The following is a 26,409-nucleotide window of genomic DNA, read 5'->3' on the forward strand; positions in this document are numbered from 1 at the left end:
AAGAGTGCGCCGTAACTGACAAATAAAAACAAACGCTCCTATCTATCAGGCTTTCACCCGCTGGAATTAGCACAGTATCCTTCAGATCTGTTGCTGAGGTTTCTAAGGGCCAGTCCCTCCACCTCTCTGGATAAGAAAATGATTTTGTATAACTATATCGACTGCTGCCTGATGTGTCAACATTTAAATAAACACGATAACCGACCCAAGCAGAGCTTTCCATATTCTTGTGCTGAAATTAACACATAAAGTTTTTGCGAACGGGAGTATAGAGCTACTCTGTAGAGGAACCCGGATTTATAATACTCGTTTTAATCTCATAGGTAATAGGTACTGTCGCAAACACTTCATCCCAGTTATCTTTTACCTTTTTCCACGTTTTTGGATAATGGATGCGAATGCTGTCCCGAAAACCGGCAACGTCAGCTTTATACGTATGCTGGAGTTTATAGAGCATTTGATCGATCTGTTGATCTACGATTTTGGCAAAATCCTTCTCCAGTTCCTTCAGATAGGCTCCCTTCTCTTCTTTTTCAGGGGAACGCCAATCCTCCATTAGCCAGCCTTCGGACTCTGCCTTGACGTGAAATGAGATGTCCCCTCGAACTACCTTCGGAATGATTTTTGTGGTCTTTTTCTTAATTTCATAGAGGACAGTGAAGCCTTCTTTACTGTATGTTTTAATGACCCCGCCCGCCTTTTCCTTGGGCTTAATCCAAGATAATGCTTCCAGGTCGGTTTGGCTAAGCTCCCCGATATATTTCGTTGTTTTCGCTTTAAAGATGCTGCCTCCTGAAAATTTATCCTCGCCATCTGCATTCAACACATTTTGAAGCAAAAAGCTGGATCCAGACTGCATCTCCGCATCCAGTTTGGCTAGCGAAACCGGCTCCAGTATCTTATTGGAGATGTACGAATTATTTGTGATACCCGTAAGATAAAAGGCTGGAATCCGGGAAGGATCTCTCGAAGTGAGTACATCCAGCGCACGGTGATGGCTAATCAGCACAAGGCAATTGGGGCGAATATCGTTATCCCGCAGCACAAAATCAAGCAACTGTTGTAGTCCATACTTTTTAGCAATATCTTTGGAAATCACGATAACTTTCAGATGATGTCCAATGAGCGGACGATCTCGGCGTAAGGAAAACTGACGAAATATTTGAAGCAACGAATCCCCGGTAAGTTGTTCATTGGAGTAGGATGATTTTCCAGAAGAAGGTGACCCTCCCTCATCGCTCTGCTGACCACTCGATTTCCCTGGAGCAATCTGAACGGTTGCGGTGACATTATCTTCTTTGGGATAGCCCCCTCTCTGGGCTGCTATTTTTTTCTCAAACTCGGTTTCCTTGCCAACATCAATGCCGAGACCAACATACAGGCTCAAATCCTCAATTTCCCGGCTGCTCCAGCACCCGGAGATCAGACCGAGAATCAGTAACGCAGAGATGATACGCATCCACCGGATTGGAATCATGCATGCTTACCTCCCTTTTTTCGAATAATGCTCAGCAGTAACAATACCAAAGGCATGATGGCAAACAAAACGACAGATGCATTGCCCAGCATGTCACCTAGTGCAAATGTTTCATATACATTTTTGGGAACCATGGCTGCCAAATAGATAAACGGTAGAAGACAGTACATAATGGTCCGCATCTTTTTAGCTTTAAACAGATCACGAATCCCCACAGAAGCGCAATAATGGGTGATGGCAAATGTAGAAAAAATCTGCAAAATCCAGATGACCAGCAATAATGATTCGAAGCGCTCAAAGATCAAACCCTGAATCTCAAAACTTCGAACCAGATCCAGCGTTGGCCAGGTTCTCGTTTTAATTCCATCGAGCGATAAACTGCCAACGACCATAACGACCGTGATCAAATAAATCGATGTAGATATGCCCAGCCCCCAAGTCATGGCCTTATTGCTTTTCTTCGGATTTTGCATATATGCCGTAATGACCAGCATCACTTCATAACCTGTATATGAGAGCAAGGAAGGTTTCAACCCTTTAACAACAGGCATGATGCCCTCTCCAAGTACAGGTCTGAGATTACCGATCTCGAACAACTGATTACTAAGCAAAATTTCCATCACAAATATGACCAAGGTAATCGGCAAAATGATCTCAAACACACGCACGATGACTGGAAGTCCGCCAGAGATCAGATAGATTCCAATCCACATAAACACCATCACAATGGCCCAAGTAGGGGTACGTTCGAGCAGATACATTCCGGTAACGTCAGCCATCACCCGAATTTCGAAGGCGGCAATCACCATAAAATAAAGAATGTTCGCAAAGCCCAGTATGTAAGCAATCGGGCGCCCCGTAATTTCCCGAGTGAATTGGAAAACGGTCTTTTCCGGGAAACGTCGGCATAAGGTCACCAGAATGATTCCCACACCCGTGATAATCAGCCCGGAGAGGAGGATAGAAATCCATACGTCAGGTGTTCCGACAGCTTTGCTGGTTGTCCTAGGCAGTGTCAATATGCCTGCACCAAGCATGTAATTGACGATAATGACCACGGCTTGTGTCGTGCTTATTTTTACTTGGGAGTCATTCACTTCTTAGCACCTCCAGACCATCTGTGGATTGTACGAAACTGGACTGCACAGAACTGCTTTGCACGAAAATCCACTTCAAACTTCATTATTTCTTCCGATCATCATCGGTCGGATTCATCATGGCAGGGCGTCTTCTCATCATGTTAAGCGGAGCGCGGATGACAAAATCCTTCCAATCACTCAAATGATACGGAACCGCTGGCGCGATGTAAGGCACTCCGAAGCTGGATAGTCGAGCCAGATGTGTGCACATCAGCAAGAAGAACATGACCACACCATACAATCCCATCACCGCGGCACTAAACATGGCGGCAAAACGGAGCAAACGGAGCGTTAATCCCGCACTATACACTGGAATGGTGAAGGACGAAATCGCTGTGACCGCTACAACAATAACTAGAAATTGGCTTATAATACCTGCCTGTACTGCTGCCTGACCGATGATCAGACCACCAACGATTCCCATTGCAGGTCCAATAGGTTTGGGCAAACGAATCCCGGCCTCTCTTAGAATCTCAATGGACAGCTCCATAATTAAAGCCTCGATAATGGAAGGAAAGGGTACGCCCGAACGGGTTTCAATAATCGTTAATACCAGTTTCGTTGGAATCAGACCTGGATGGAACGAAATGAAAGAGATATAAAGCGCCGGAGCAAGCAAGGCTAACATAGCCGCCATAAAACGTAGAATTCGAAGGAACGTACTTGGAATCCAGCGTTCATAGTAGTCTTCAGGAGATTGAAGTAGCATGCTGAAGGTGACCGGCACAACCAGAACAAACGGAGTTCCGTCCAGCAAAATAGCTACACGCCCTTCTAGTAAAGCACCGATGACGCGGTCAGGTCTTTCCGTGTTCAGAATCTGCTGGAAAGGACTCAAGGCATCATCTTCAATCAGTTGTTCTACATAACCGGACTCCAGCATCATGTCCATATCAATACTTTTCACCCGTTTCATAACCTCGGTTACGAGTTTAGGGTCGGCAATATCCTGAATATAAGCAATAGCCAAGTCTTTTTTGATCCGGCTGCCCACTTCAAGCTTTTCGATAAACAAACTCTGATCGCTTCCATAACGTCGTAAAATGCCCGTGTTATCACTAAGCTCCTCTGTAAAACCGATACGCGGTCCGCGTAACAGACCTTCCGATAAGGGTTCATCCACCCCGCGCGTCTTTAATCTGGACGTTCCGATCAACATGGCTCCCGGCATGCCATCCACTAGCAAGGCATTTTTGCCCGTTAATACACTTTTTGCAAGCTTCTGTAGAGACTCTGTCTCCTGAACCTCGCTGACGGGAAGAATCTGAGTTTTCAGATACGTGGACAGGAAGCCTGCTTGTTCAGGATGAAGGAAGCTTTCCTGTTTGAGTTCAGGTATTCCCTTAATCATCAAAGGTTCAATTAAATATTGGTCGATCAGATCTGTATCCGTAAGCCCTTCGGTATACATGATCGCCGCTCTCGTGTTCGTTCCTCGAATGGTGAACTCTCGAATATGTACATCTGCATTTTTGCCAAACGTCTCTCGAACCGTTATCAGATCTGTCGTGTATATTCCGGTTAACTTAATGTTGGCATAGTGCCCCGTTTCTGTGCCTGGCCCGATGCCCGCTTCCGCTGGTGAAATATCTTTCGGGGAAAGAGTCATTTTATTTTTGCGAGAGAAGCTGCCCCGCTTGATTGCCGTATGGAACCAGTTGGTCGTGAAATATATCATAATCGGTACAATAAACACCATGAGTGCCTGTGCCCAGATGGTCCATTTCGGTACATAAGATAAGATCGTTGACCACACCCTCCATCCATCCTCCCTTCTCTGTAAAATCAAACCACAGGTATTCCCGGCTTATTGTGTCCTGTTTACCCATAAAAATTCCGTGATTTTGGCAGGATATGCAATAGAACACTTTCTTGCCTGATGGTTAACGACCACTTTGATTTGCGAGGAATATGATCCAAACAGCAAAAAAACGACCCTGCCATGAGCACAGAATCGTTCTGGAATTCATACCGTATTTATTTTTCGCTTACACAATTCGGGTTACATGCTGTGCCTTATCATCCAGTAAAGTGGCCGCGGCCGCGATCGTTTTGAAATCATTTAACGCAATCTCAATTCTTTCGTGACTCTGTTGCACGTAGTCCTCTACCTTTTTCGTACCATTGGTAATATTGGTAATCTCTTTGGTGATGCCTGTTACACTGTCTCGAATCTCATTAATTGAATTCTCCACCATGGCTGACAGCTTGCGCACTTCTTTCGCCACAATATCGAATCCTCGGCCGAACTCTCCTGCATGTGCAGCCTCAATCGCTGCATTGAGCGCGAGTAATTGTGTCTGAGAAGAGATTTCCCGAATCGTTCGCACCACGCCTTGAATGGAGCCAGCCTGTTCTTGCAGATGGGTTAGCGTAGATTGGTTAGCTGCAGATACTTCCGAGATGTAAGAAACGCTGGACATTAATTCATGGCTTCGGCCAATCCCTGCCCCTGCCTGCTCATTCAGCTCTTGAGATAGCGTCTTCAATTCCTGAACAACGGCTGTAATGTTATTTTGGCGATTCGTAATATCCGTAGCCATCTTGCAAACGCCAAGCACCTTCTGATTCGACGCATCAAACACGGGCATGTATGTAGCTTCGAGCCATACCGATTGGCCTTTGGCATCCATACGCTCAATCTTGTCCTGAAAGCTGTTCCCGGCCAAAATACTTCTCCAGAACTCCTCATATGCCGGACTATCTGTAAATGTTGCAAAGCATAGTTGCCGATGTTGCATTCCATACATCTCTTCCTTGGTATACCCCATTCTTGAAGCAAATACATCATTCACGTATGTAACCCTACGGTTTAAGTCGAAGCGAATAATCGCCAAACTTTTCTCCATCGCCTTGACCACTAAATCGTCCGTCACCTGATCTTGCCGCCCCGTCTCCAATAAAGACATCCAAATCCCCCACAATCCGTCCCATAGTCAATAAAGTGTTGCATTTAATTACTTCATGCCGTTCATGACAGATGTATTCATGCGATGCGTTGACTCCTAGTAATGATACCCGAATTCGGGACTTTTGGATCACTAATTTGCACGAATCCCAAAAAATATTTTTTTGTGTACATACAACCTTCATACTCTGGGTCATAATTCACGATCTGTGGGAACATAAAGCAACATAAAAAGCAAGTTATGGATAATCATAACTTGCTTTTTTCTGGAAACTTTATTCTATATAAGTTGACCTAAAAACTTAGAAATCATGTACCGTTACACATAACTGAATGACAACACCAAACGGATCACGGACAATCCCGTAGCCGGGACTAAATTCATTCCTTGCATAAGGCACAAGCACCTTCACCCCTTCATGTTGCGTCAACGCCTCGTATAGTCCATCCATTTGGCCTTGATCCTGAGATTGAATGCACAGCGATGTACTGTTTCCCAGTTCCCAAGGTCTCTCCGTATCCATCGCTTCCTCCGCAATCATGATTTTGTTCGCTCCGATCTCCAGCACCGAATGGGTGATGTACTCATCCTGACCGTCAGGATACGTGAAATCGGGACTCATCTGCTTCATTTCTTTGTAGCTTTTTCGGAATAACACTTTTGCACCCAATGTTTTTTCGTAAAATGTAACTGCTTCTGCCGCCTCTCCGTTCATCGAGAGAAAGGGGATAACTTCAACATTCATGTGGCTTGCCTCCTTCATTTGTCTGTCTTACACTTATTACTATAACGACTAAAGGTGCCAATAGATGGCACCATTGAGAAGAGGAGATGCGAACAAATGAAAAAGACTGAACGTCTACACCATATGCTTCGCTTTATTAATCATAAACAGCACTTCACGCTGCCTGACTTAATGCAAGAGTTTCAAATATCCAAACGAACCGCATTACGAGATATTGCGTCTCTGGAAGAGATGGGTGCGCCCATCTATGTGGAGTACGGACGTTATGGCGGTTACCGTCTACTTCAGCAGATGCAACTGCCTCCGATCTCTTTTAATACAGATGAGCTCTATGCCTTGTATTTCGCTATGCAGGCTCTTCGCAGCTTCACCAGTTTGCCTTTTCGAACCACATTTGAATCTGTTCATAAGAAATTTATGGCAGCATTATCAGACAGACAGCAAGAAAACATTCATAACATTCAACAGCGTGTTGCTTTTAAACATACCGAACAGATCAAAGACAGTGATCATCTGGAGCTTCTATTAAATGCCGCAGTACAGCAGATCGTTATTCAAATTACGTATCATGACAAAAACAGGAGTGCGGCGGAGCAGAGTAAAGTCACAGTTTCTATTGAGAACAAAGAGCCTACGAAAGAGAATCTGGAAGATTACCATGATCAGTCAGAAGCAGTTTCCAAAACAAAAACCAGCACCCGTATTATACAGCCCATTGCGCTATATTCCATTAAAGGGTACTGGTATTGCCAGTCATACGATCTGAAGAAAAAAGCGTACCGTGTATTTCGCTGTGATCGAATCATTTCGGCTGTATTAACGCATATCGAACCTGTCTCACACCTTGCTGAAATACAAAGTGAACATCTCCAATCCCTATGGAAACCTTCCGAACAAGCTATTTCGTTTCAATGCAGGATCAGTGAGGCGGGCATGGAGCAATTTCAGCAAAACCACTATCCCTCCATGCGCCTTGAAGAACAAGACGGATTCTATCTGCTCGTCGGAACCTATGAACCTCATGAACTGGAGTTCATTGTGAGCTACCTTGCAGGGTACGGTACTTCCATTAAGATTGTTGAGCCTGAGATGTTGAAGGAATCGTTGAGACAATACTATTTAAATTTGTTGGAGTGTATTTGATGCTAATAAAAAATACCCGGTAGAGTGCATACCGAGAAAAAATACGGCATACACCCAAGCCGGGTATAAGATTAGAACATAATATCAATGGCCTCTAGCTCATCTTGTTCCTGTTCAGATTGACCGTTCAGGGAAATATCCTTCAGCAACATCGAAGGCTGTTCGCCAATCTGGCTGATGATTCCGAGCAGATCCTGAGCGAAATTATCGATCAGATTGCGTGTAAACAACTTGGTCGCATATTCAAACTGCCCGGTCATCCCCTCATCTAGCATCGAAATGACCAAAGTCAGATCGAATTGAGCAACTGTATGCTTTTCCGGATAAGATTCGATCTGGATCTCTCCGAAGCTTTGAACGTTATCTTCCTTCGTTTCCAGAGCAAACATGACATCGAATACAGGATTGCGGCTTAGATCTCGCGGTACCTGAAGTTTCTTCACAAGCTCCTCAAACGGATAATCCTGGTGATCGTAAGCCCCCAGCATCGTTTCTTTGACTTCGTTCAAGTAAGCAAGGAATGTCTTCTCCCCCGAAGGATAATGGCGAATGGCCAACGTGTTGACAAACATTCCGATCAGTGGCTCCAAGTCGGTATGTGTGCGACCCGAAACCGGCGTGCCTACAATGAAGTCTTCTTGCCCCGAGTACTTGCTGAGCAGGATAGAATAGGCCGCCGATAATACCATATAAAGAGTAGCACCGTTCTGACTGGCGATGCGTTCCAAGCTTTCCGTCATCTGCTGGTCGATATTGAAAGGTAGCACATCTCCCTCAAAGCTGCGAGTGACAGGTCTGACAAAATCCGTCGGCAGTTCAAGCGTCGGCAGTTCGCCTTCCAGCACGTCCAGCCAATAGGCTTCCTGACGTTTCAGCTGTTCTTTTACAGGCTCAGACTGTTGCCAAGCGGCATATTCCTTGTATTGAATTCGAAGCGGTTCAAGAGTCTCGCCGTTATACAGACGTAAGAGTTCTTCGACGAATATGCCCATCGACATGCCATCCGTGATGATATGATGGATGTCCAGCATAAGCAAGTGCCGTTCCGCTTCCCATTCAACTAAGCCCACACGTAGCAGCGGCGGCCGCTCCAAATCAAAGACTCGCACAAATCCGTCTGCGATATTTCTCGTTTCACTTTCTGTCGCTTTGGTATACTCGACGGCAAACTCCAAGTTCGGATAAATTCGTTGTACGGGTTCACCGTCCACCATTTCGAAGCCAGTTCGCAAAACTTCATGACGAGCGATTAATCCTTTGAGCGCGGACTCGAATTGATTCCGTTCCAAACGCCCGACGAGAACCGTCATGCCTGACATGTTGTAACTAAGCTCCGCACCCTCCATCTGTTGCTGGATGTACAACCGTTTTTGCACGGAGGAAAGCGGATAGTAATCCTTCTGATCCAGCACCGGAATGGATCGGTGTTCCTGCCACTCCAATTGACTGATTATTTCAGCCATCGCTTCAATCGTCGAGTGTCGGAACACATCGCGCAACGGCAAGTCTACACTCAACTCCTTGTGCACCTTGCTAACCAGCATTGTTGCCCGTAAGGAGTGCCCACCAAGATCAAAGAAGTTATCCGTTACACCTATTGTTATTGGTCCGAGCACGTCCTGCCAGATGGCGACCAGTTTCGCTTCTAGCTTGGTTCGCGGCGCCACGTATTCGCGTCCTCCTCCAGCTCCTTCTTCTGGCGCTGGCAATGCCTTCCGGTCAACTTTCCCATTCGGCGTTAGTGGCAAGTTTTCCAGTTCTACAAAGTAAGATGGGATCATATAACCTGGCAACTCCTGGGCCAACGCGCTGCGCAGATCATTTACTGCCAGATCCGTTCCTGTATCCGATGTGTAATATGCACATAGCACTTTCTGCCCGTTTGCGTCATTTCGAACCAGCACCACGGTTTCGCGTACATTTTCCACCCGCAAGAGTTGTGACTCGATCTCGCCCGTTTCGATCCGGTAACCCCGGATTTTGGCCTGGTTGTCCATCCGACCGATAAAGTCCACGTTGCCGTCTTTCGTCCATCTCGCCAAGTCTCCCGTGCGATACAAACGCTCACCTGCTGTGAACGGGCTGTCTACGAACTTTTCTTCCGTCAGCTCTGGACGATTCAAGTATCCGCGCGCGACCCCAACTCCGCCAATAACCAGTTCGCCCAACACCCCGATAGGCACCGGATTCAGGTGCGCATCCACAATGTAAAACTTCGCATTTAACCACGCTTTTCCGATAGGCACATGCCCTGTCTCGGGAAGCATTTTCAGTGGCTCATCGTAGAAACTGGAGTCGATTGCTGCTTCCGTTACACCATAGGCGTTGATGATTCGGAATTGAGAGCCAAATCGTTCCTGCAAGGTTCGATAATCGGCTACGCTGCAGCTGTCTGAACTTGTGATGAGCAACGCCATCTGACTCATATCCAGCTGATTTTCATGCACATATTCCATAAACGGCACAATCAGCGCTGGCGTCGATTCAAAAATGGTCACCTGCTCCTGCTCAATCCAGTAGTGCAGACGAGACGGATCAATCCGATCGTCCTTCGGCACAATGACCATCGTGCCTCCGTTGTATAACGTGCGCGCAATATCGCCCACAAACACATCAAACGAGAAGCTGGCTAGCTGCAATAGCCGTACCGGGAACTGATCCAACCGATATTCCCGTCGGTATCCTGCCGCCGTATTCACCAGACTGCGGTGCTCAATCATGACGCCTTTGGGCTGTCCTGTTGTTCCCGATGTATAGATCACGTAGGCCAGATCCTCTGGTCGGGCTTCGTGGAAATCATCCATGCCAGAACTCATCAGCGCATTGGCCCGCTCCTCGCTGTACGATGCTTCGTCATCGAGAAACACTGCAGACAACGCCAGTTCCTCTGCTGTGAGCCAAGCTTCGGCACGCTCTCGCAGTGGCGTTTGCGTGAGTAGCACCTTCGCTCCGCTGTCTTGCAGCATGAACCGTACACGGTCTGCCGGGTAATCCGGATCGAGCGGTACATACGCGCCGCCTGCTTTCCAGACAGCGAGCACGGCTACCAGCAAATCCACCGAACGTTCGGCAAGAATACCGACGATGGATTCACGGCCGATGCCGCTTGCACGCAGTGTAGCGGCCAAACGGTTCGCCCGCTCATTCAGCTCCGCATACGTTAGACGGTCGTTCTCGTACACAACGGCCTCCGATTCAGGCGCTTGTTGCGCCTGTTCCTCGAACAGACGGTGGAACGTAGCTGCAGGAGCAGCTTCCACTTCTGAAAGCGCCGGGTTAAACGCGCAGAGAATTTGTTCTTTTTCCACAGTGGTTAAGAGATCCAATTCAGCAATGGTCCCTAACGGGTTACGGAGAATGGATTCGAGCAGTTGCAAGTAATGAGATGCCATTTTCTCCACCGTTTCGGTTTTATAAAGAGCTGTGGCATATTCAAACAGATATTCCAACCCTTCCTCAATCTCCGTCACGTCTAAACTTAGATCGAATTTAGAAACAATCTCTTCGCTGGCGTACGTCGATAAGCGGAGTCCAGGAAGCTGGATTTCCAAATTCTCTGTATTCTGCAAAGCAAACATCGTATCAAACAACGGATTACGGCTTAGGTCCCGAGCCACACTCACCTTATCTACCAGTTCTTCAAACGGATAATTCTGATGTTCAAAAGCACCCAGGGTGGTCTCCTTGATTTCCTTCAAATAGTCTAGGAACGTCTTATCGGCAGCCGGATAACTGCGAATAGCCAAAGTATTAACGAACATACCGATCAATGGCTGAACGTCACTATGATTTCTTCCCGCAATCGGTGTACCGACGACCACGTCTTCTTGTCCTGTGTATTTCTGCAACAATATCGTATATCCAGCAAGTAGAACCATGTAAAGTGTTTCACCGTTCTCGGATGCAAGTCGTTTCAGACCCTCGCTTTGCTCGCTATTCATAAACAATTGAAGTGTACGTCCCTCGTAACGCTGCATTGTCGGGCGCGGATAGTCAGTCGGCAATTCCAAAACCGGCAGTTCTCCGCGGAACATGTCCAGCCAGTAGGCTTCTTGCTTAGCAAGCTGCGCCTTCTGCTCGTTTGATTGTTGCCATACCGCGTAATCTTTGTACTGAATGCGGAGCGGATCAAGCGACTTACCGCTGTACAAATGTACGAATTCTTCGATTAGTACGTCTATTGAGACACCGTCAGATACGATATGATGCGTATCAAACATCAGAATATGCCGGTCCGGCGCCAGTTCGGCAAGACCTACACGCAGCAGTGGCGGCTTCGCAAGATCAAACGGACGAACGAATTGGCGCACCGTCTCTTCCGCTTGATCTCCGCTGATATGCACATATTCCACATCGAAGACGACTTCATCATAAATCTGCTGAATCGCTTCGCCTTTTATCATCTCAAAGCCAGTACGCAGCGTTTCATGACGAGCTACGAGTTCACGGAATGTTTCCGCAAACCGCTGTCGGTCAAGCTCACCTTCGAGCAACATAGCTCCCGGTATGTTGTAGCTCAGCTCGGCTCCTTCCAGCTGGTTCAAAATATAAAGACGTTTCTGAGCGGAAGAGAGCGGATAATACGCGCTCGGTTCCGCAACCGGAATAGCTGTGAACGAGCCGTTCTCCAGCTTCTCCATAGCCGTGGCCATTTCCTCAACCGTGGAGTAGCGGAATACGTCGCGAAGCGGGAATTGTACGCCTAGCTCTTTATGCATTTTGCTGACCAGCGTTGTCGCCCGCAGAGAGTGTCCGCCCAGATCGAAGAAATTGTCGGTTACGCCCACTGCTTTCTCCCGCACAAGCACATCTTGCCAGATAACAGCCAGCTTGGCCTCCAGTTCGGTGCGCGGAGCCACATATTCACGACCTCCATCTGCTCCCGTCTCTGGTGCCGGCAGTGCCTTCCTGTCGATTTTTCCATTCGGCGTCAGAGGCAGATGCTCCATTTCTACGAAGTATGACGGGATCATGTACCCCGGCAACTCGCTTGAGATGGCTCGTTTCAGGTCTGCTACGGTTAAGCCTTCTTCCGCAGTATAATAGGCGCACAAGGCTTTCTGACCTTCTTGATCTTCCCTTACTACAACGACGGTTTCCTTCACACCCGTTGCACGCAGCAACTTTGCTTCGACTTCGCCTGTTTCAATCCGGTAACCCCGGATTTTTGCCTGGTTGTCCATCCGACCAATGAAATCCACATTGCCGTCTTTCGTCCACCTTGCCAAGTCTCCCGTGCGATACAAACGCTCACCTGCTGAGAACGGGCTGTCTACGAACTTCTCTTCCGTCAACTCTGGACGGTTCAAGTATCCGCACGCGACCCCAATCCCGCCAATAACCAGTTCGCCCAGCACCCCGACAGGCACCGGATTCAGGTGTGCATCCACAATGTAAAACTTCGCATTTAGCCATGCTTTTCCGATAGGCACATGCCCCGTCTCGGGAAGCATTTCCAGTGACTCGTCGTAGAAACTGGAGTCAATCGCCGCTTCCGTTACACCATAAGCATTGATAATTCTGAATTGCGAGCCAAAGCGTTCCTGCAAGGTTCGATAATCTGCTACGCTGCAGCTGTCCGAACTTGTGATAAGCAGCTCCATCCCGCTCATATTCAGCCCCAGCTCATGCACATATTCCATAAATGGCACAATCAGCGCTGGCGTCGATTCAAAAATAGTGACCTGCTCTTGCTCAATCCAGTGGTGCAAACGAGACGGATCGATCCGGTCATCCTTCGGCACAATGACCATCGTGCCTCCGTTATACAGCGTGCGCGCAATATCGCCCACGAACACGTCAAACGAGAAGCTGGCAAGCTGCAATAGCCGCACCGGGAACTGATCTAATCGATATTCCCGTCGGTATCCTGCCGCCGTATTCACCAGACTGCGGTGCTCAATCATGACGCCTTTGGGCTGTCCTGTTGTTCCCGACGTATAGATCACGTAGGCCAGATCCTCTGGACGGGCTTCGTGGAAATCATCCATGCCAGAACTCATCGGCGTATTGGCCTGCTCTTCGCTGTACGATGCTTCGTCATCGAGATACAACACTGCAGACAACGCTAGTTCCTCTTCACCCAGCCATGTTTCAGCACGCTCTCGCAGTGGCGTTTGCGTTAATAGTACCTTTGCTCCACTGTCTTCGAGCATGAACCGCACACGGTCTGCCGGGTAATCCGGATCGAGCGGTACATACGCGCCGCCTGCTTTCCAGACAGCGAGCACGGCTACCAGCAAATCCACCGAACGTTCGGCAAGAATGCCGACGATGGATTCACGACCGATGCTACTTGCGCGCAGTGTAGCGGCCAAACGGTTCGCCCGCTCGTTCAGTTCCGTATACGTTAGGCGGTCGTTTTCGTAAACGACCGCCTCCGATTCAGTCACGCGCTGCGCCTGTTCCTCAAACAGACGGTGGAACGCAAGCGCAGGAGCCGTTTCTGCTTCTGGTTGTGCAGGATTAAAGCCCCCGAGAATTTGTTCCTTTTCTGCCGCTGTCAGCAGTTCCAACTGATTCACACGGATGTTCGGATTAGCCGCGACCTGCTCCAGTGCCCGGGCAAAATGACCGTGGATCGACCTGATATCTTCTTCTCTGAAGGTCAGTGCATTGTACGTAAATCGTAGCCAAATATGCTCTTCCGGAATGACAGTAATGTCCAGATCGTAATTCGTTTGCTCCGGTGACTGGATATTAGCGATTTTCAGCGCTGCTTTGTCCCCGCCAACAACCTGCTCAATCTGTTCCTCCATCGGATAATTTTCAAAGACCATGATATGGTTGATCAAGTCGCGCTTTTGCTTACTCAGCGACTGAATTTCGAACAACGGATATGTCTCATAAGCTCCCGATGTCAGTGCCTGATCCTGAGTATTTCTCAAAATATTAGCTACTGTTTCAGATGCTTTGCTTTGAATACGAACCGGAATGGTATTAATAAATAAACCAATCATACTTTCGATGCCTGGAATTTCAGCCGGACGCCCGGATACGACCGAGCCGAATACGATATCCTCACTGTTGTTGTATATTTGCAGAACCAGTCCCCATACGGTTTGCATGAAGGTATTAAGCGTCACCTGCTGCTGGCGTGCCACCCGTTCGATTTTCCCGGTCAATTCCTTGCTGAGTTCCACATCCATTTCAGCCATCTCAAAAGCATGCTGATTCAGCTTCATTTTTTCCTGAGGCAGTCTGGTCTGCTCGTCGTAACCCTTCAAATACTCGGACCAGTAGTGTGAAGCTTTCGCAACATCTTGCGTTTCCAGCCATTCGATATATTTGGAGTACGAAGTAACCGGTGGAAGCTCCAGCTTCCGATTCTCTTGCAACGCGAAGTAGGTTTCGAACACTTCCTTGATCATAAAGGACATGCACCAGCCGTCCATCAAAATATGGTGGTGACTCCAGATCACATGGTAGGACTCGTCGCCTGTACGCAATACGGTCACTCTCATCAAAGAGCCTTGAGCCAAATCGAACTTGTTCGCTTTATCCGCGCTAACGAAATCGGCTATGGTCTTCTCCATGTCTTCACCGCTTACCGAGCGAATATCTTCAAAGTACACTTCACACTTTCGCTCACGGAATACCACTTGAATCGGCTCGTCTCTCCAGCCCGTAATAAAGTTGGTCCGCAATGCCTCATTCCGTTGCACCAACGTATCCAATCCTTTAGCAAAGGCTTCGACATTCAAGCTTCCGTACAGATCGAAGGTCACCTGTTCGAAGTACGCTTCCGAATCAGCATCCAGCAGGCTGTGGAACAACATCCCTTTTTGCAGTGGAGTCAGGATATACACATTCTCCATTTCGCCCATCGCCGCCGTCTGTTCAGCTAACTGATTTAATTCCTCCACTGTCACATCTTGAAGCAGTACATCACTAGGTGTAAGCTCTGGTCGCTCTTTCAAAACACAATGAAGAATGACTTCGCGTAAACTCGTTTGAAGCAAGGTGCCTAATTTCTCTATCGTTTCCCGTTTATACTGGGTCTCCCCGTAACGAATCGTGAATTCCAGCATGCCTTCTGACACCATACCATTGATATCGAGGACAAAATCCATCACTGCATTCGGGCTTGAATCCGCGCCCGCACTGAATGGAGACGGCTGCACCCCGTTGCTTTCGACATCCTGGTCGAACTGACCCAAATAGTTAAAGCTGATCTCTGGTTCCAAAGTAAAGGCCTCACCGTCACGCGGTGCCGACAAATAACGCAGGATGCCATAACCGATTCCTTTGTTCGGAATACGGCGCAAGCTTTCTTTCACCTGCTTTACCTGATGACCGAGAGCCTGAACATGACTCAGCTCCAGTACAACAGGGAATTGACTTGTAAACCAGCCTACTGTACGTGTAATGTCCACATCTGGCAAAAGTTCTTCCCGGCCGTGGCCTTCGAGATTCACCAGCACACGTTCCTGACCGCTCCAAGCTTGTACCGCAAGGCCAAGCGCAGTCAGCAGCAGATCGTTCATTTCCGTATGGTATGCACGGTGTGCCTGCTTCAGCAACTGTTCCGTTTCCTCTGCTGACCAGCGAACAGTCACAATCCCGCTGTCCTTCAGCCTGGATCTGCCTTGTTCAAAATCTTTCGGAAGCGATTCATAGGTCAATTGCTCGACTTGTTGCCAGTACGCTCTTTCGCTATCTATTGCCGAGCTGTTGGCATAATCAGCAAGTTGTTTTGCCCACGTTTGGAATGAATCCGTTTTGAGCGGTAGACGAATTGGCTGTCCTTGCATAGCCTGCTCATAGCCAGTAGCCAAATCCTCAAGCAGAATCCGCCAGGATACACCGTCTACAACCAGATGATGAATCGCAATGAGCAGATGATCGCCGTCGTCACAGCGGAACAAACCGAGCTTCACCAAGGGGCCGTTTTCCAGATCGATGCTCGCTTGAATGTCATTCGCCTTAGCCTCTACCGTTTCTTTAACGTCGCGGACTCCCTTGAGATCGATAACTTCCAGATCGAACAGCGCTTCATTCTCCAGGGCGCTTCGGTTCCAAGCTGTACAACCGTTCTCGCTTTGACGGTAAACCGTGCGGAGAGCGTCGTGATGCACAACTAGCTGATGCATCGCATGGCGTAATGCTTCTTCGTCAAAACCTTGCTTGGAAAATTGCATGAACGCCTGGTTGCTATGATGCACGTCAGCCGGATTTTGTCCAAAGAACCAGTGCTGAATCGGAGTTAAGATCACCTCACCCGTTACTTCGGCTTGGCTAGCCGTTTTTTCCACCGTTTGCAGCCTTAAGCTAAGGGCAGAAATTGTCGGGTAATGGAACAAATCTTTCATGACCAACTTGTAGCCCGTTTGCAAAAGACGGGACGATACCTGCAAGGCCTTGATCGAATCACCGCCGAGCGCAAAGAAATTGTCCTTTGTGCCGACCTGATCCACACCAAGTACAGACTGCCATACTAACGCAAGTGCTTGCTCGGCATTAGTACGTGGTGCCGTGTATGCAACCTCGGCGCGAATACTCCCTTCCGGCACAGGTAACGCTTTTCGGTCTACCTTTCCGTTCGGCGTAAGCGGCATCTGATCCAGACGCATCATGCGCGCAGGCACCATATGGGAAGGCAGGGTTGTGTCCAGATGAGCCACCAGCCCTTCCAGATCGAAGCTTGAATCCGCTACGACATACGCACACAAATATTTCTGTCCCCGCTCATCCATCCGATCCATGACAAGTGCTTGACGCACACCAGCCACATTGTTCATGGTTGCTTCAATCTCACCAAGCTCGATCCGATAGCCGCGAATTTTCACCTGGTTGTCGATCCGACCGATGAAATCTACGTTTCCATCCGGCATCCAGCGGGCCAGGTCACCCGTCCGGTACAACCGCTCTCCAGCAGAGAACGGGCTATCTACGAATTTTTCCGCCGTCAAATCCGGACGGTTCAAATAACCGCGGGCTACACCCACACCGCCAATAACAAGCTCCCCGAGTACGCCGATTGGCACCGGCTTCAGGTTCGCATCCACGATATAGAACTTGGCATTCAGCCAAGCCATCCCGATCGGCACACTCCCCGTCTTTGGCAGTTTCTCCATCGGCTCATCATAGAAGCTGGAGTCAATCGCGGCTTCCGTTACGCCGTAGCTGTTAATAATACGGAACTGGGATCCGAAGCGCTCCTGCAAAGTACGGTAATCTGCTACGCTACACGCATCGGAACTTGTGATCAGTAACTGCATCGAACTGATATCGAGACCTTCGGCATACACATGTTCCATAAACGGTATGATTAACGCCGGAGTCGATTCAAACACCGTTATGGCATAGTCACGAATCCAGCCGTACAGCCGGCTTGGATCAATTCGGTCATCCTTCGGTACGATGACCATGGTGCCGCCATTATACAGCGTGCGCGCAATATCGCCGACGAACACGTCGAACGAAAAGCTCGCGAGCTGTAATAACCGGATCGGAAACTGATCTAGACGGTATTCCCTCCGGTAGCCAGATGCCGTGTTCACCAAGCTACGGTGTTCCACTGCCACGCCCTTCGGTTGGCCTGTTGTACCTGAGGTGTAAATGACGTAAGCCAAATCACCCGCCTTGTTCACATTTGCAGGATTGGATGCCGGATCTGCTACTTGTGTGCGCTTCTCAGCTTCTGCTGTGGCAGAGGTTTGGGCAGCAGCCAATTCCACTTCCGCCTGCAACGTAGCTCTCTCTTCAGCGCATGTTTCACCCCAAGCTTGTGTACCTACAGCCCCATTTTCCCCTGCAAGTCCGTACGTTGTCTCGTCATCAAGCGCAAGCACCGTTTGCAGCATCAGATTTGTATCAGTACGCCAGACTTCTGTTTGCTCCAGCAGGCAAGTCTGCGTGAGCAGGACAGATGCACCACTGTCCGCGAGCATATACTCAATTCGTTCAGCAGGGTAATCCGGGTCAAGCGGTACATAAGCGCCGCCTGCCTTCCATACGGCAAGCACCCCAATCAATAGCTCCGTGGAACGACCAGCCAAAATGCCAACCACCTGCTCAGGCTTCACTCCGTGCGTCCGCAGTATATATGCCACACGGTTCGCTTTGGCGTTCAGCTCCGCATATGTCAGCTTGCTATCTTCGTAGACAACGGCCAGCGCTTCTGGCGTACGCTCCGCCTGTTGCTCAAATCGCTCGTGGAATGTTCTCTCCCGCCAAGCTTCATGTGCTTCCGGATCTGTGCCCTCTTCCTCTTCGGAGGATTGTTTCGCGAGAGCCAGAGACGACACGTCAAACCCAACCAGCAAATCATGCTTTTCGTCATCCGTCAGGAAATCCAGATCCGCAATCCGTGCTCCAGGCTGAGCCAGAATCGACTCCAGAAGATGCTCGTAATGCCCTGCCAGCCGTACGATCGTTTCAGGTCTGAATAGCGAGGTAGCATACTCAATCTTGCAAACCAGTTCTCTCCCCGCTTCCACGATATCCAAGCTAAGATCAAACTTTGCTGTCTTCTCCTCGATGTCGAATAGCGCCCATTGCAAACCTTCCATCTTTAAATCCAAGCTCTCGTGCTTTTGTAAAGAAAACATCGTATCAAACAGCGGATTCCGGCTCAAATCCCGGTTCACCTGAAGTACTTCCACCAGTTCCTCAAACGGATAGTCCTGATGCTCATAGGCTCCAAGTGTTGTTTCCTTCACTTCCTGCAAGTATTCCATGAACGTCCGCTCTGCCGCTGGACCCAAACGAAGAGCCAACGTGTTGACAAACATGCCGATAATCGGTTGCAGGTCGGCGTGTGAACGGGCGGCAATCGGCGTGCCGACTACGATATCCTCCTGTCCCGCATATTTATGAAGCAATACGGAGTATGCGGCCAGCAAAAGCATGTACAGCGTTGAGCCCGTATCACCTGCAAGACGTTTAAGGGCTTCACTTTTGGCTTCATCCAGTGTAAACGTGAGCGTTTGACCGTCAAACTGCTGAACAGCTGGACGCGAGAAGTCAGATGGTAGCTCAAGAACCGGAAGCTCGGAGCTAAATACCCCACGCCAGTATTCCTCCTGTTGCTCAACGCGCTGTCGCTGCTCCTCGGATTGTTGCCAAACGGAATAATCCTTGTATTGAATATGCATCTCCGGTAACTCTTCCCCATTGTAAAGCCGCACGAATTCACGCAGTAGTACGTCCATAGAAAGGCCGTCGGAACCAATATGATGAATATCCAGTGCGAGCAGGAACTGCTCTTCTCCCAGTTCGATCAGCAGGGCACGTAGCAAAGGCGGCGCGCTCAAGTCAAAAGGCTGAATGAAGCCTTCAAGAATGGACGCAATCTGATCTTCACTGGCTTGAAGCTTCTCGATCTTGAAAGCGACATGTGGATGGATACGTTGAACCGGCTCTCCATTTACAATTTCAAAACCGGTGCGTAACATATCATGACGGGCCATCAACGTATCCAGTGCTCTTTCCACTCTGGCTTCATCCAGAACACCTTCTAATCGCAAGGCGCTTGGGAGGTTGTAATTCAGCTCCAAGCTATCCAGTTGGTTTAGGACATACAACCTTTTTTGCGCAGAAGAAACCGGATAGTATGCTTTGTCCTCCGCTTTGGGAATGGAAGTATGTTTCGTTACTTCTAAGCTGGCAATAGCCTCGGCCATCGCCCCTACCGTCATATAGCGGAATACATCACGTAACGGGAGTTCGACGTTCATCTCCTTCCTGATTTTGCTGACAAGGTTTATTGCCCGCAAGGAGTGGCCTCCGAGCTCGAAGAAATTGTTCAGGACTCCAATGCCAGAATAGCCCAGCACTTCCTCCCAAATTTTCACGAGTTGAGCCTCCAACTGGTTACGCGGTGCTACGTATTCAACGCCTGTTTCCATGCCACCTTGTGGCTCAGGCAATGATTTGCGATCGACTTTACCGTTGGACGTCAGCGGCATACGCTCCAGCTGCACGAAGTATGACGGGATCATATATCCCGGCATTTCCTCCGCCAATGCAGTTCTCATGGCACTGACTGTCAGCGTTCGATCCGCCACAAAGTAAGCGACAAGCGCCTTCTCACCTCCGCTGTCCTCACGAGCGAGCACCACTGCCTCTTCCACGCCCTCTACATTTAGAAGCTGAGTCTCGATTTCGTCCAGCTCAATCCGGTAACCGCGGATTTTCACCTGATGGTCGATCCGGCCTAGATATTCGATGTTGCCATCCGGTAGCCAGGTCGCCAAATCACCCGAGCGATACAGTTTCTCCCCCTCCGCAAAAGGGGAATCGACGAACTTCTCCGCTGTCAGATCCGGACGGTTCAGATATCCTCTGGCTAACCCTTCCCCAGCCACATACATTTCGCCGGAGACGCCAATCGGCACAGGACGGCGGTTTTCATCCAGAACGTATACGCTCAGCGTAGGGATCGGTTTACCGATATTACTTTTGGCTGCCTCTATCTCGACCCACGTAATTTCCTTATACGTCACATGAACCGTTGTCTCCGTAATACCATACATGTTGATCAGCTTCGTATCAGGGTATTTCGTCTTGTAGCCCTTGAGCAGCAATGGACTAAGCGCTTCTCCCCCAAAAATGACATTGCGAATCCGCAGATCATATGCATGATCCGTCAATACCTCCCGCAACAGTTGATAAAAGTACGTTGGCGTCTGGTTCAGAATGGTGACTTGTTCGCGGCCTAACAGTGCCAGGAAATCGGCTGGATTTTTCGCTGTGAGCGGTGGTACAATGACCAACTTACCTCCGTACAGTAGTGCTCCGTACATTTCCCAGACAGAGAAGTCAAAGCAGAACGAATGGAACAACGTCCACGTATCAGACGGTCCAAAGTCGAACAGGTTTTTGTCATTAAACAGGAGGCGCACAACGTTTTTATGCTCGATCAACGTTCCTTTCGGTTTGCCCGTCGTTCCCGATGTGTAGATGACATAGGCCAGATTGCCCGGGCCAGAGATCGGTTCCAAGTTCGAGACATCCAGCGCACTTCCCAAGTCCGCTTTGCCATCTCCCCAAACAAAATCATCCAATTCAAGCCGAGTTCCAGCGAAGTCCGTCTTCTCATGCAATTTCTTTTGAATCAGCAATAATGGTGCACCGGAATCCTCGATCATGAAACGAATACGCTCTTCCGGATAGTCGGGATCGACAGGCACGTAAGCTCCGCCCGCTTTGAGAATCGCCAGAATGCCGACGACCATATCAAGCGAACGTTCGGCCAAAATGGCCACCAACTGATCCGCTTCGACTCCGGTCTCCCTCAGTTTTCGTGCGAGGCGATTCGATTGTTCATTTAACTCGCGGTAGGTCAATTGCTTCTCATTCATAACAGCCGCCACGTTATTCGGGTAGAGCTCTGCTTGTTCTTCGAACAGTCCGTGAATGGTTTTCTGACGTGGGTAGTCCGCCTCCGAATCGTTAAACCCGTGCATCAGCTCGTGGATTTCCTCACCCGTAAGCATTTCCAGTGATGCAATGTCCCTGTCCGGTGCTGCTACGATGGTTTCGAGCAACTTGTCATAATGTCTGGCGAACCGCTCCGCAGTTTCCTGTTTGTACAGAGCCGTAGCGTACTCCAACCGACATTCAAGCTGACCATCCAGCTCCGAAATATCTAGTAGCAAATCGAACTTGGATGTTCGGTTTTCCAGCGGATAAAAAGATTGTTCAAGCCCCTCGATGACAATTCGCTCGTTCTCCGTATTTTGCAGGGAGAAGAACGTATCAAAGAGCGGATTCCGGCCAGTCGCGCGCGCAATGTGCAGACTCTCCACCAAGTCTTCGAACAAATAATTTTGATTTTCAAAAGCCCCAAGTGTGATGTCCTTAACTTCATCAAGGTAGGAAAGGTAAAGCTTGGAACGCTCTGGACGGCTACGAATGGCCAGTGTGTTGATGAACATTCCCACGATAGGTTGCACTTCTTCTTGCGTTCTTCCGGCAATCGGCGTTCCTACGATCAGATCTTCCTGGCCCGAATATTTATGCATAAGGATGGAGTACGCCGACAGTAGCACCATATACAGGGTCGTTCCCGTCCGTGCCGCAAGTTCTTTCAACTTCTCCGTTCGTTCTTTCCCGATATTAAACTTTACAGTCCGGCCGTCAAAGCTCTGCACCGCAGGACGCGGGTAATCCGTCGGTAGCTCCAAAACAGGCAATTCACCCGACAACTGTTCCAGCCAGTACTCCTTCTGCGGCTCAAGCATCAGCCCATAGGCTTCGGAATGTTGCCACACAGCATAGTCTTTGTATTGAATGTGTAGTGGAGCCAATGCTTCACTCCGATACAGACGACTGAACTCGTCGAAAAGCAACGCAGTCGAAATGCCATCGGAGACGATATGATGCATATCGAACAACATAATGTGGCGATTCTTGGCGACTTGGATCAGGCCGATACGTAGAAGTGGCGGCTTGGTCAGATCAAACGGGCGATAATAAGCCTCCACCATTTGATCTAATTCCTGCTCGTTCACCTGGAAATAATCCACGGCAAACTGCACCTCATCATAGATGCGCTGCACAAGCTCGCCCTGAACCTGCTCGATCCCGGTGCGCAGCGTCTCATGGCGCTGAATCAGTGCCCGGAATGCTTGCTCGACGCGCGTATGATCCAATGCACCTTCGAGTAGAAGCGCCGCTGACATATTGTAGCTACGCTCGGCTCCATCAAGCTGGCGCAGGATGTACAAACGCTTTTGTTCAGATGAAACCGGATAGTACTCTGCCTGGGCTGTCTTTGTAATCTCGTATGTCTCCTGCTGCTTTAAGCCACCGATTCTCTGGGCCAACTGTTCAATCGTGGTGTAGCGAAAAACATCCCGCAACGGAACCTCGACTTGCAGTTCCTTCCGAATCTTGGAAACCAGTGAGGAGGCCCGCAAGGAATGCCCTCCCAGGTCGAAGAAATCATCTTGAACGCCAACTCGCGCAATACCCAGCACCTGTTGCCAAATGAGCGCAATCCTTGTTTCAAGCCCTGTGCGAGGTGCTATATACTCATGTCCTGCCTCTACCTCTCCGCTCGGTTCAGGCAACCCTTTACGATCAATTTTACCGTTCGGCGTAAGGGGAAGCTTATCGAGTGATACGAATCGAGCCGGGATCATATGGACAGGTAGCTCTTCCTTCAATTGAGACAGCAGATCGCTTATCTGCAAAGATACATCGCTAGCAACGTAACCACACAAATACTTCTGCCCCTGTTCATCCATACGGTCGATCACTACAGCCTGCTTAATGCCAGGATAACGTAGCAAAGCCGTTTCAATCTCCCCGAGTTCGATTCGGAACCCGCGAATTTTCACCTGGTAATCGATCCGGCCGATGAAGTCCACGTTTCCGTCTTCAAGCCAACGAGCCAAGTCCCCTGTCCGGTACAGACGTTCGCCCGGTACAAACGGGCTCTCTACAAACTTCTCAGCGGTTAAGTCGGAACGTTTCCAGTATCCGCGGGCTACCCCAGCACCACCAATAACAAGTTCCCCCGGAACCCCTATAGGCACTGGCTTTAATGCAGCATCAACAATATAGAATCTGGCGTTCAGCCAAGCTTTGCCGATTGGCACATGGCCCGACGTCGGCAGTTTGTCCAACGGCTCATCGTAAAAGCTGCTGTCAATCGCCGCTTCCGTCACTCCATAGCTGTTAATAATGCGGAATTGCCCGCCGAATCTTTCCTGTAACAATTGATAGTCGTTAACACTGCAAGCATCCGAGCTGGTAATCAGCAACTGCATGGAGCTAACGTCCAGCTTTTCTTCATAGATATGTTGCATGAACGGCAGAATGAGCGCAGGCGTTGATTCAAATACCGTAATGTTTTGATCCCGAATCCAGCCGTATAATCGGTTTGGATCAATCCGGTCATCCTTCGGCACAATCACCATAGTACCCCCGTTGTACAGCGTGCGTGCGATATCTCCGACGAATACGTCAAACGAGAAACTCGCCAGTTGCAGCAGCCGTACCGGGAACTGATCCAATCGGTACTCAAGGCGGTATGCATCCGCCGTATTTACGAGACTGCCATGCTCAACCATGACACCTTTCGGATGTCCCGTTGTACCCGAGGTGTAAATCACATAAGCCAAGTCTTGCGGAGCACTGTCGACAGAGTCAAATCCCATGCCAACCGCGTCCCCGGTATAAAGCTGCTCATCGTCCATGGCATAAACCGCTTGAAGCTTCAGCCTGTCATCAGCCAGCCAACCTCCGGCCCGCTCCAACAAATGACGTTGCGTAAGCAACACCGATGCCTCGCTGTCGCTTAGCATATACTCGATTCGCTCTGCCGGATAATCAGGATCTAGCGGCACATAGGCTCCGCCCGCTTTCCATACAGCGAGTACCCCTACCAGCAGTTCGACCGAACGTTCCGCCCAGATCCCTGTAATGCTCTCCTTTCCCACACCCTGTTCACGAAGGAGAGAAGCCAGACGTTCGGCCCGCTCGTTCAACTCGCCATACGTCAGCTGTTGATCCATATAGATGACTGCAGGATGATCCGGTATTTCCCTTGCAAACTTTTCAATATATCGATGAAACGCTTGTGCCTCGCTGAGTTCTGCCACTGGCGGGTTGAAAACGTTCAATATGCGATGTCTCTCCTCATCACTGAGCAGAGAAAGTTCACATACCCGTAGTTCGGGTGTCTGAAGGAACTGATCCAGAACCGTTACATACTGTTCCATAATCCGATCAATTTCGGCCTTCTTGAACAGGCCAGTACGGTAAGAAGCATGCAGAATGACATGTCCTTCATTCAGCATATGGTCGAAGCGCAGCAACAAATCGTCCATCTCATGTCTGGCAAAATGAGCCTCCAGGCGTACTTTGATTTCTTCGTACTCCTCAATTTTCAGAGGCAGATATTCCAGAGATGTGCGGAAAAGCTCCGACAGATCGTTGCGTCCATGTTGCTCACGCAAATCCTGGATCAATTGGTTATACGGATATTTCTGATACCGTAGATCCGCCGTATTTTCCTTGGAAACGGTCTGGATCAGGGACATCAGATGAGCGTCTGGATCAAGATGAATCCGTGTGGCCACAGTGCTGACGAACATACCAATGGTTTCTTTTTCCTTTTTGCTGGTACGATTGGCGAAAACCGTGCCGACCGGCACATCGGTGCTGTCAGTCAGCTTGTACAGCAGGGCGTACATGGTGGACAGAAATAACGTATATAAGCTGACCTGATATCGTTCACTGAAGGCCAGAATGCGTTCATACCGGGAACCGTCCAAAGTGATGGCGAGTTTATTGGACTCACTGCCAACGGAGAATGATGGCACCGATTTAATGCCCGTCGTTTCAGGCAACGTACTGTACTTTGTCAGCCAATATTCCTTGCCTTTTTGATAGCGTTGTGATTGCTCATACTCTTGCTCAGCAGAAATATAATCCAAATAGGAGGGAGCCTGATCATTACCTGAGATATCTTTATCTCTGCCATTCTCATTCTCATTCTCTTTGACTTTGCCTTTTACCTTACCTTTGTCTTTGCGCAGTTTCAGATATTTTTCCATCACGGCATGCAACAAAGCATTTACGGACAAACCGTCAGCAATGATATGATTTATCGTCAAATTAAGCCATACCTGACCATTTGCAAAATGAATAATTGTAAATTGGTAAAGGTGTTCGTCAAACACGCTTACCGGTTTTTCGCTTACTCCGTTTACCCATGTATAAAATTGTTCAGTTGTATCTAATTCGAGGTGGCTTATCCTGGCTTGCACATTCTCCAGTTCTTCAAACCACTGTGTTGGATGTTGTAAATCTCCACTAAGACGGATGCGGAAAGCATCATAGGTTTTGACGATTTCACCCGTCGCTTGCTCCAGAAGCGGTGTGTCAATCTCACCCGTAATTTGGTAAGTTGCGGAAAGCATCGTGATGGACGTACCCGGATTCATAATTTCCATAAACCATATTCGGCGCTGGGCTTGCGTTAATCCGTATTGCTTGTTGGTATTTTCTCTCACATCGACACACTCCCGTTTTAGAGAT

7 protein-coding genes and 1 riboswitch are annotated in these 26,409 nt (G+C 48.9%); of the genes, 1 reads left to right on the top strand and 6 read right to left on the bottom strand.

Annotation, left to right across the window (positions count from 1 at the left end; translation table 11 throughout):
* Positions 1–35: 35 nt before the first annotated feature.
* Positions 36–137, bottom strand: a riboswitch (SAM riboswitch).
* A 137-nt stretch (positions 138–274) separates the two neighbouring features.
* The 5 genes from J2T16_RS23150 to J2T16_RS23170 all read right to left on the bottom strand — a co-directional run bounded on the left by J2T16_RS23150 (position 275) and on the right by J2T16_RS23170 (position 6,270).
* Positions 275–1,477 (bottom strand): Ger(x)C family spore germination protein, encoded by a 1,203-nt coding sequence (locus tag J2T16_RS23150; protein WP_336121830.1) that lies wholly within the window; start codon positions 1,475–1,477, stop codon positions 275–277.
* The gene (locus tag J2T16_RS23155) at positions 1,474–2,574 is read right to left on the bottom strand and encodes a GerAB/ArcD/ProY family transporter (protein WP_221786783.1); all 1,101 of its coding nucleotides are present in this window, start codon (positions 2,572–2,574) and stop codon (positions 1,474–1,476) included. Before J2T16_RS23155 ends, J2T16_RS23150 begins: the two co-directional genes overlap by 4 nt.
* Before the next feature lie 85 nt (positions 2,575–2,659).
* Complete coding sequence (locus J2T16_RS23160) at positions 2,660–4,372, bottom strand: spore germination protein (protein ID WP_499019364.1); 1,713 nt, start codon at positions 4,370–4,372, stop codon at positions 2,660–2,662.
* A gap of 232 nt (positions 4,373–4,604) precedes the next feature.
* On the bottom strand, positions 4,605–5,525 hold the full coding sequence (locus J2T16_RS23165; RefSeq protein WP_221786779.1) for a methyl-accepting chemotaxis protein: 921 nt from the start codon (positions 5,523–5,525) through the stop codon (positions 4,605–4,607).
* 301 nt (positions 5,526–5,826) lie between these two features.
* On the bottom strand, positions 5,827–6,270 hold the full coding sequence (locus J2T16_RS23170) for a VOC family protein (protein ID WP_221786777.1): 444 nt from the start codon (positions 6,268–6,270) through the stop codon (positions 5,827–5,829).
* A gap of 96 nt (positions 6,271–6,366) precedes the next feature.
* On the opposite strand from J2T16_RS23170, the gene J2T16_RS23175 reads away from it, so the two are divergent.
* A complete protein-coding gene (locus J2T16_RS23175) occupies positions 6,367–7,413 on the top strand; it encodes a helix-turn-helix transcriptional regulator (protein ID WP_221786776.1) in 1,047 nt (348 codons plus the stop codon).
* Positions 7,414–7,484: 71 nt separating this feature from the next.
* Here J2T16_RS23175 and J2T16_RS23180 read toward each other — a convergent pair whose 3' ends face one another.
* Positions 7,485–26,384 (bottom strand): non-ribosomal peptide synthetase, encoded by an 18,900-nt coding sequence (locus tag J2T16_RS23180; protein ID WP_499019368.1) that lies wholly within the window; start codon positions 26,382–26,384, stop codon positions 7,485–7,487.
* Positions 26,385–26,409 lie beyond the last annotated feature (25 nt).

It is taken from the genome of Paenibacillus intestini, assembly GCF_030803945.1.
Lineage (GTDB): Bacteria > Bacillota > Bacilli > Paenibacillales > Paenibacillaceae > Paenibacillus > Paenibacillus polysaccharolyticus.

Excerpts from the sequence above, each read along its gene's own strand:
- J2T16_RS23150 (WP_336121830.1), bottom strand. The coding sequence starts at position 1,477 with ATGATTCCAATCCGGTGGATGCGTATCATCTCTGCGTTACTGATTCTC.
- J2T16_RS23175 (WP_221786776.1), top strand. The coding sequence starts at position 6,367 with ATGAAAAAGACTGAACGTCTACACCATATGCTTCGCTTTATTAATCAT.
- J2T16_RS23170 (WP_221786777.1), bottom strand. The coding sequence starts at position 6,270 with ATGAATGTTGAAGTTATCCCCTTTCTCTCGATGAACGGAGAGGCGGCA.
- J2T16_RS23165 (WP_221786779.1), bottom strand. The coding sequence starts at position 5,525 with ATGTCTTTATTGGAGACGGGGCGGCAAGATCAGGTGACGGACGATTTA.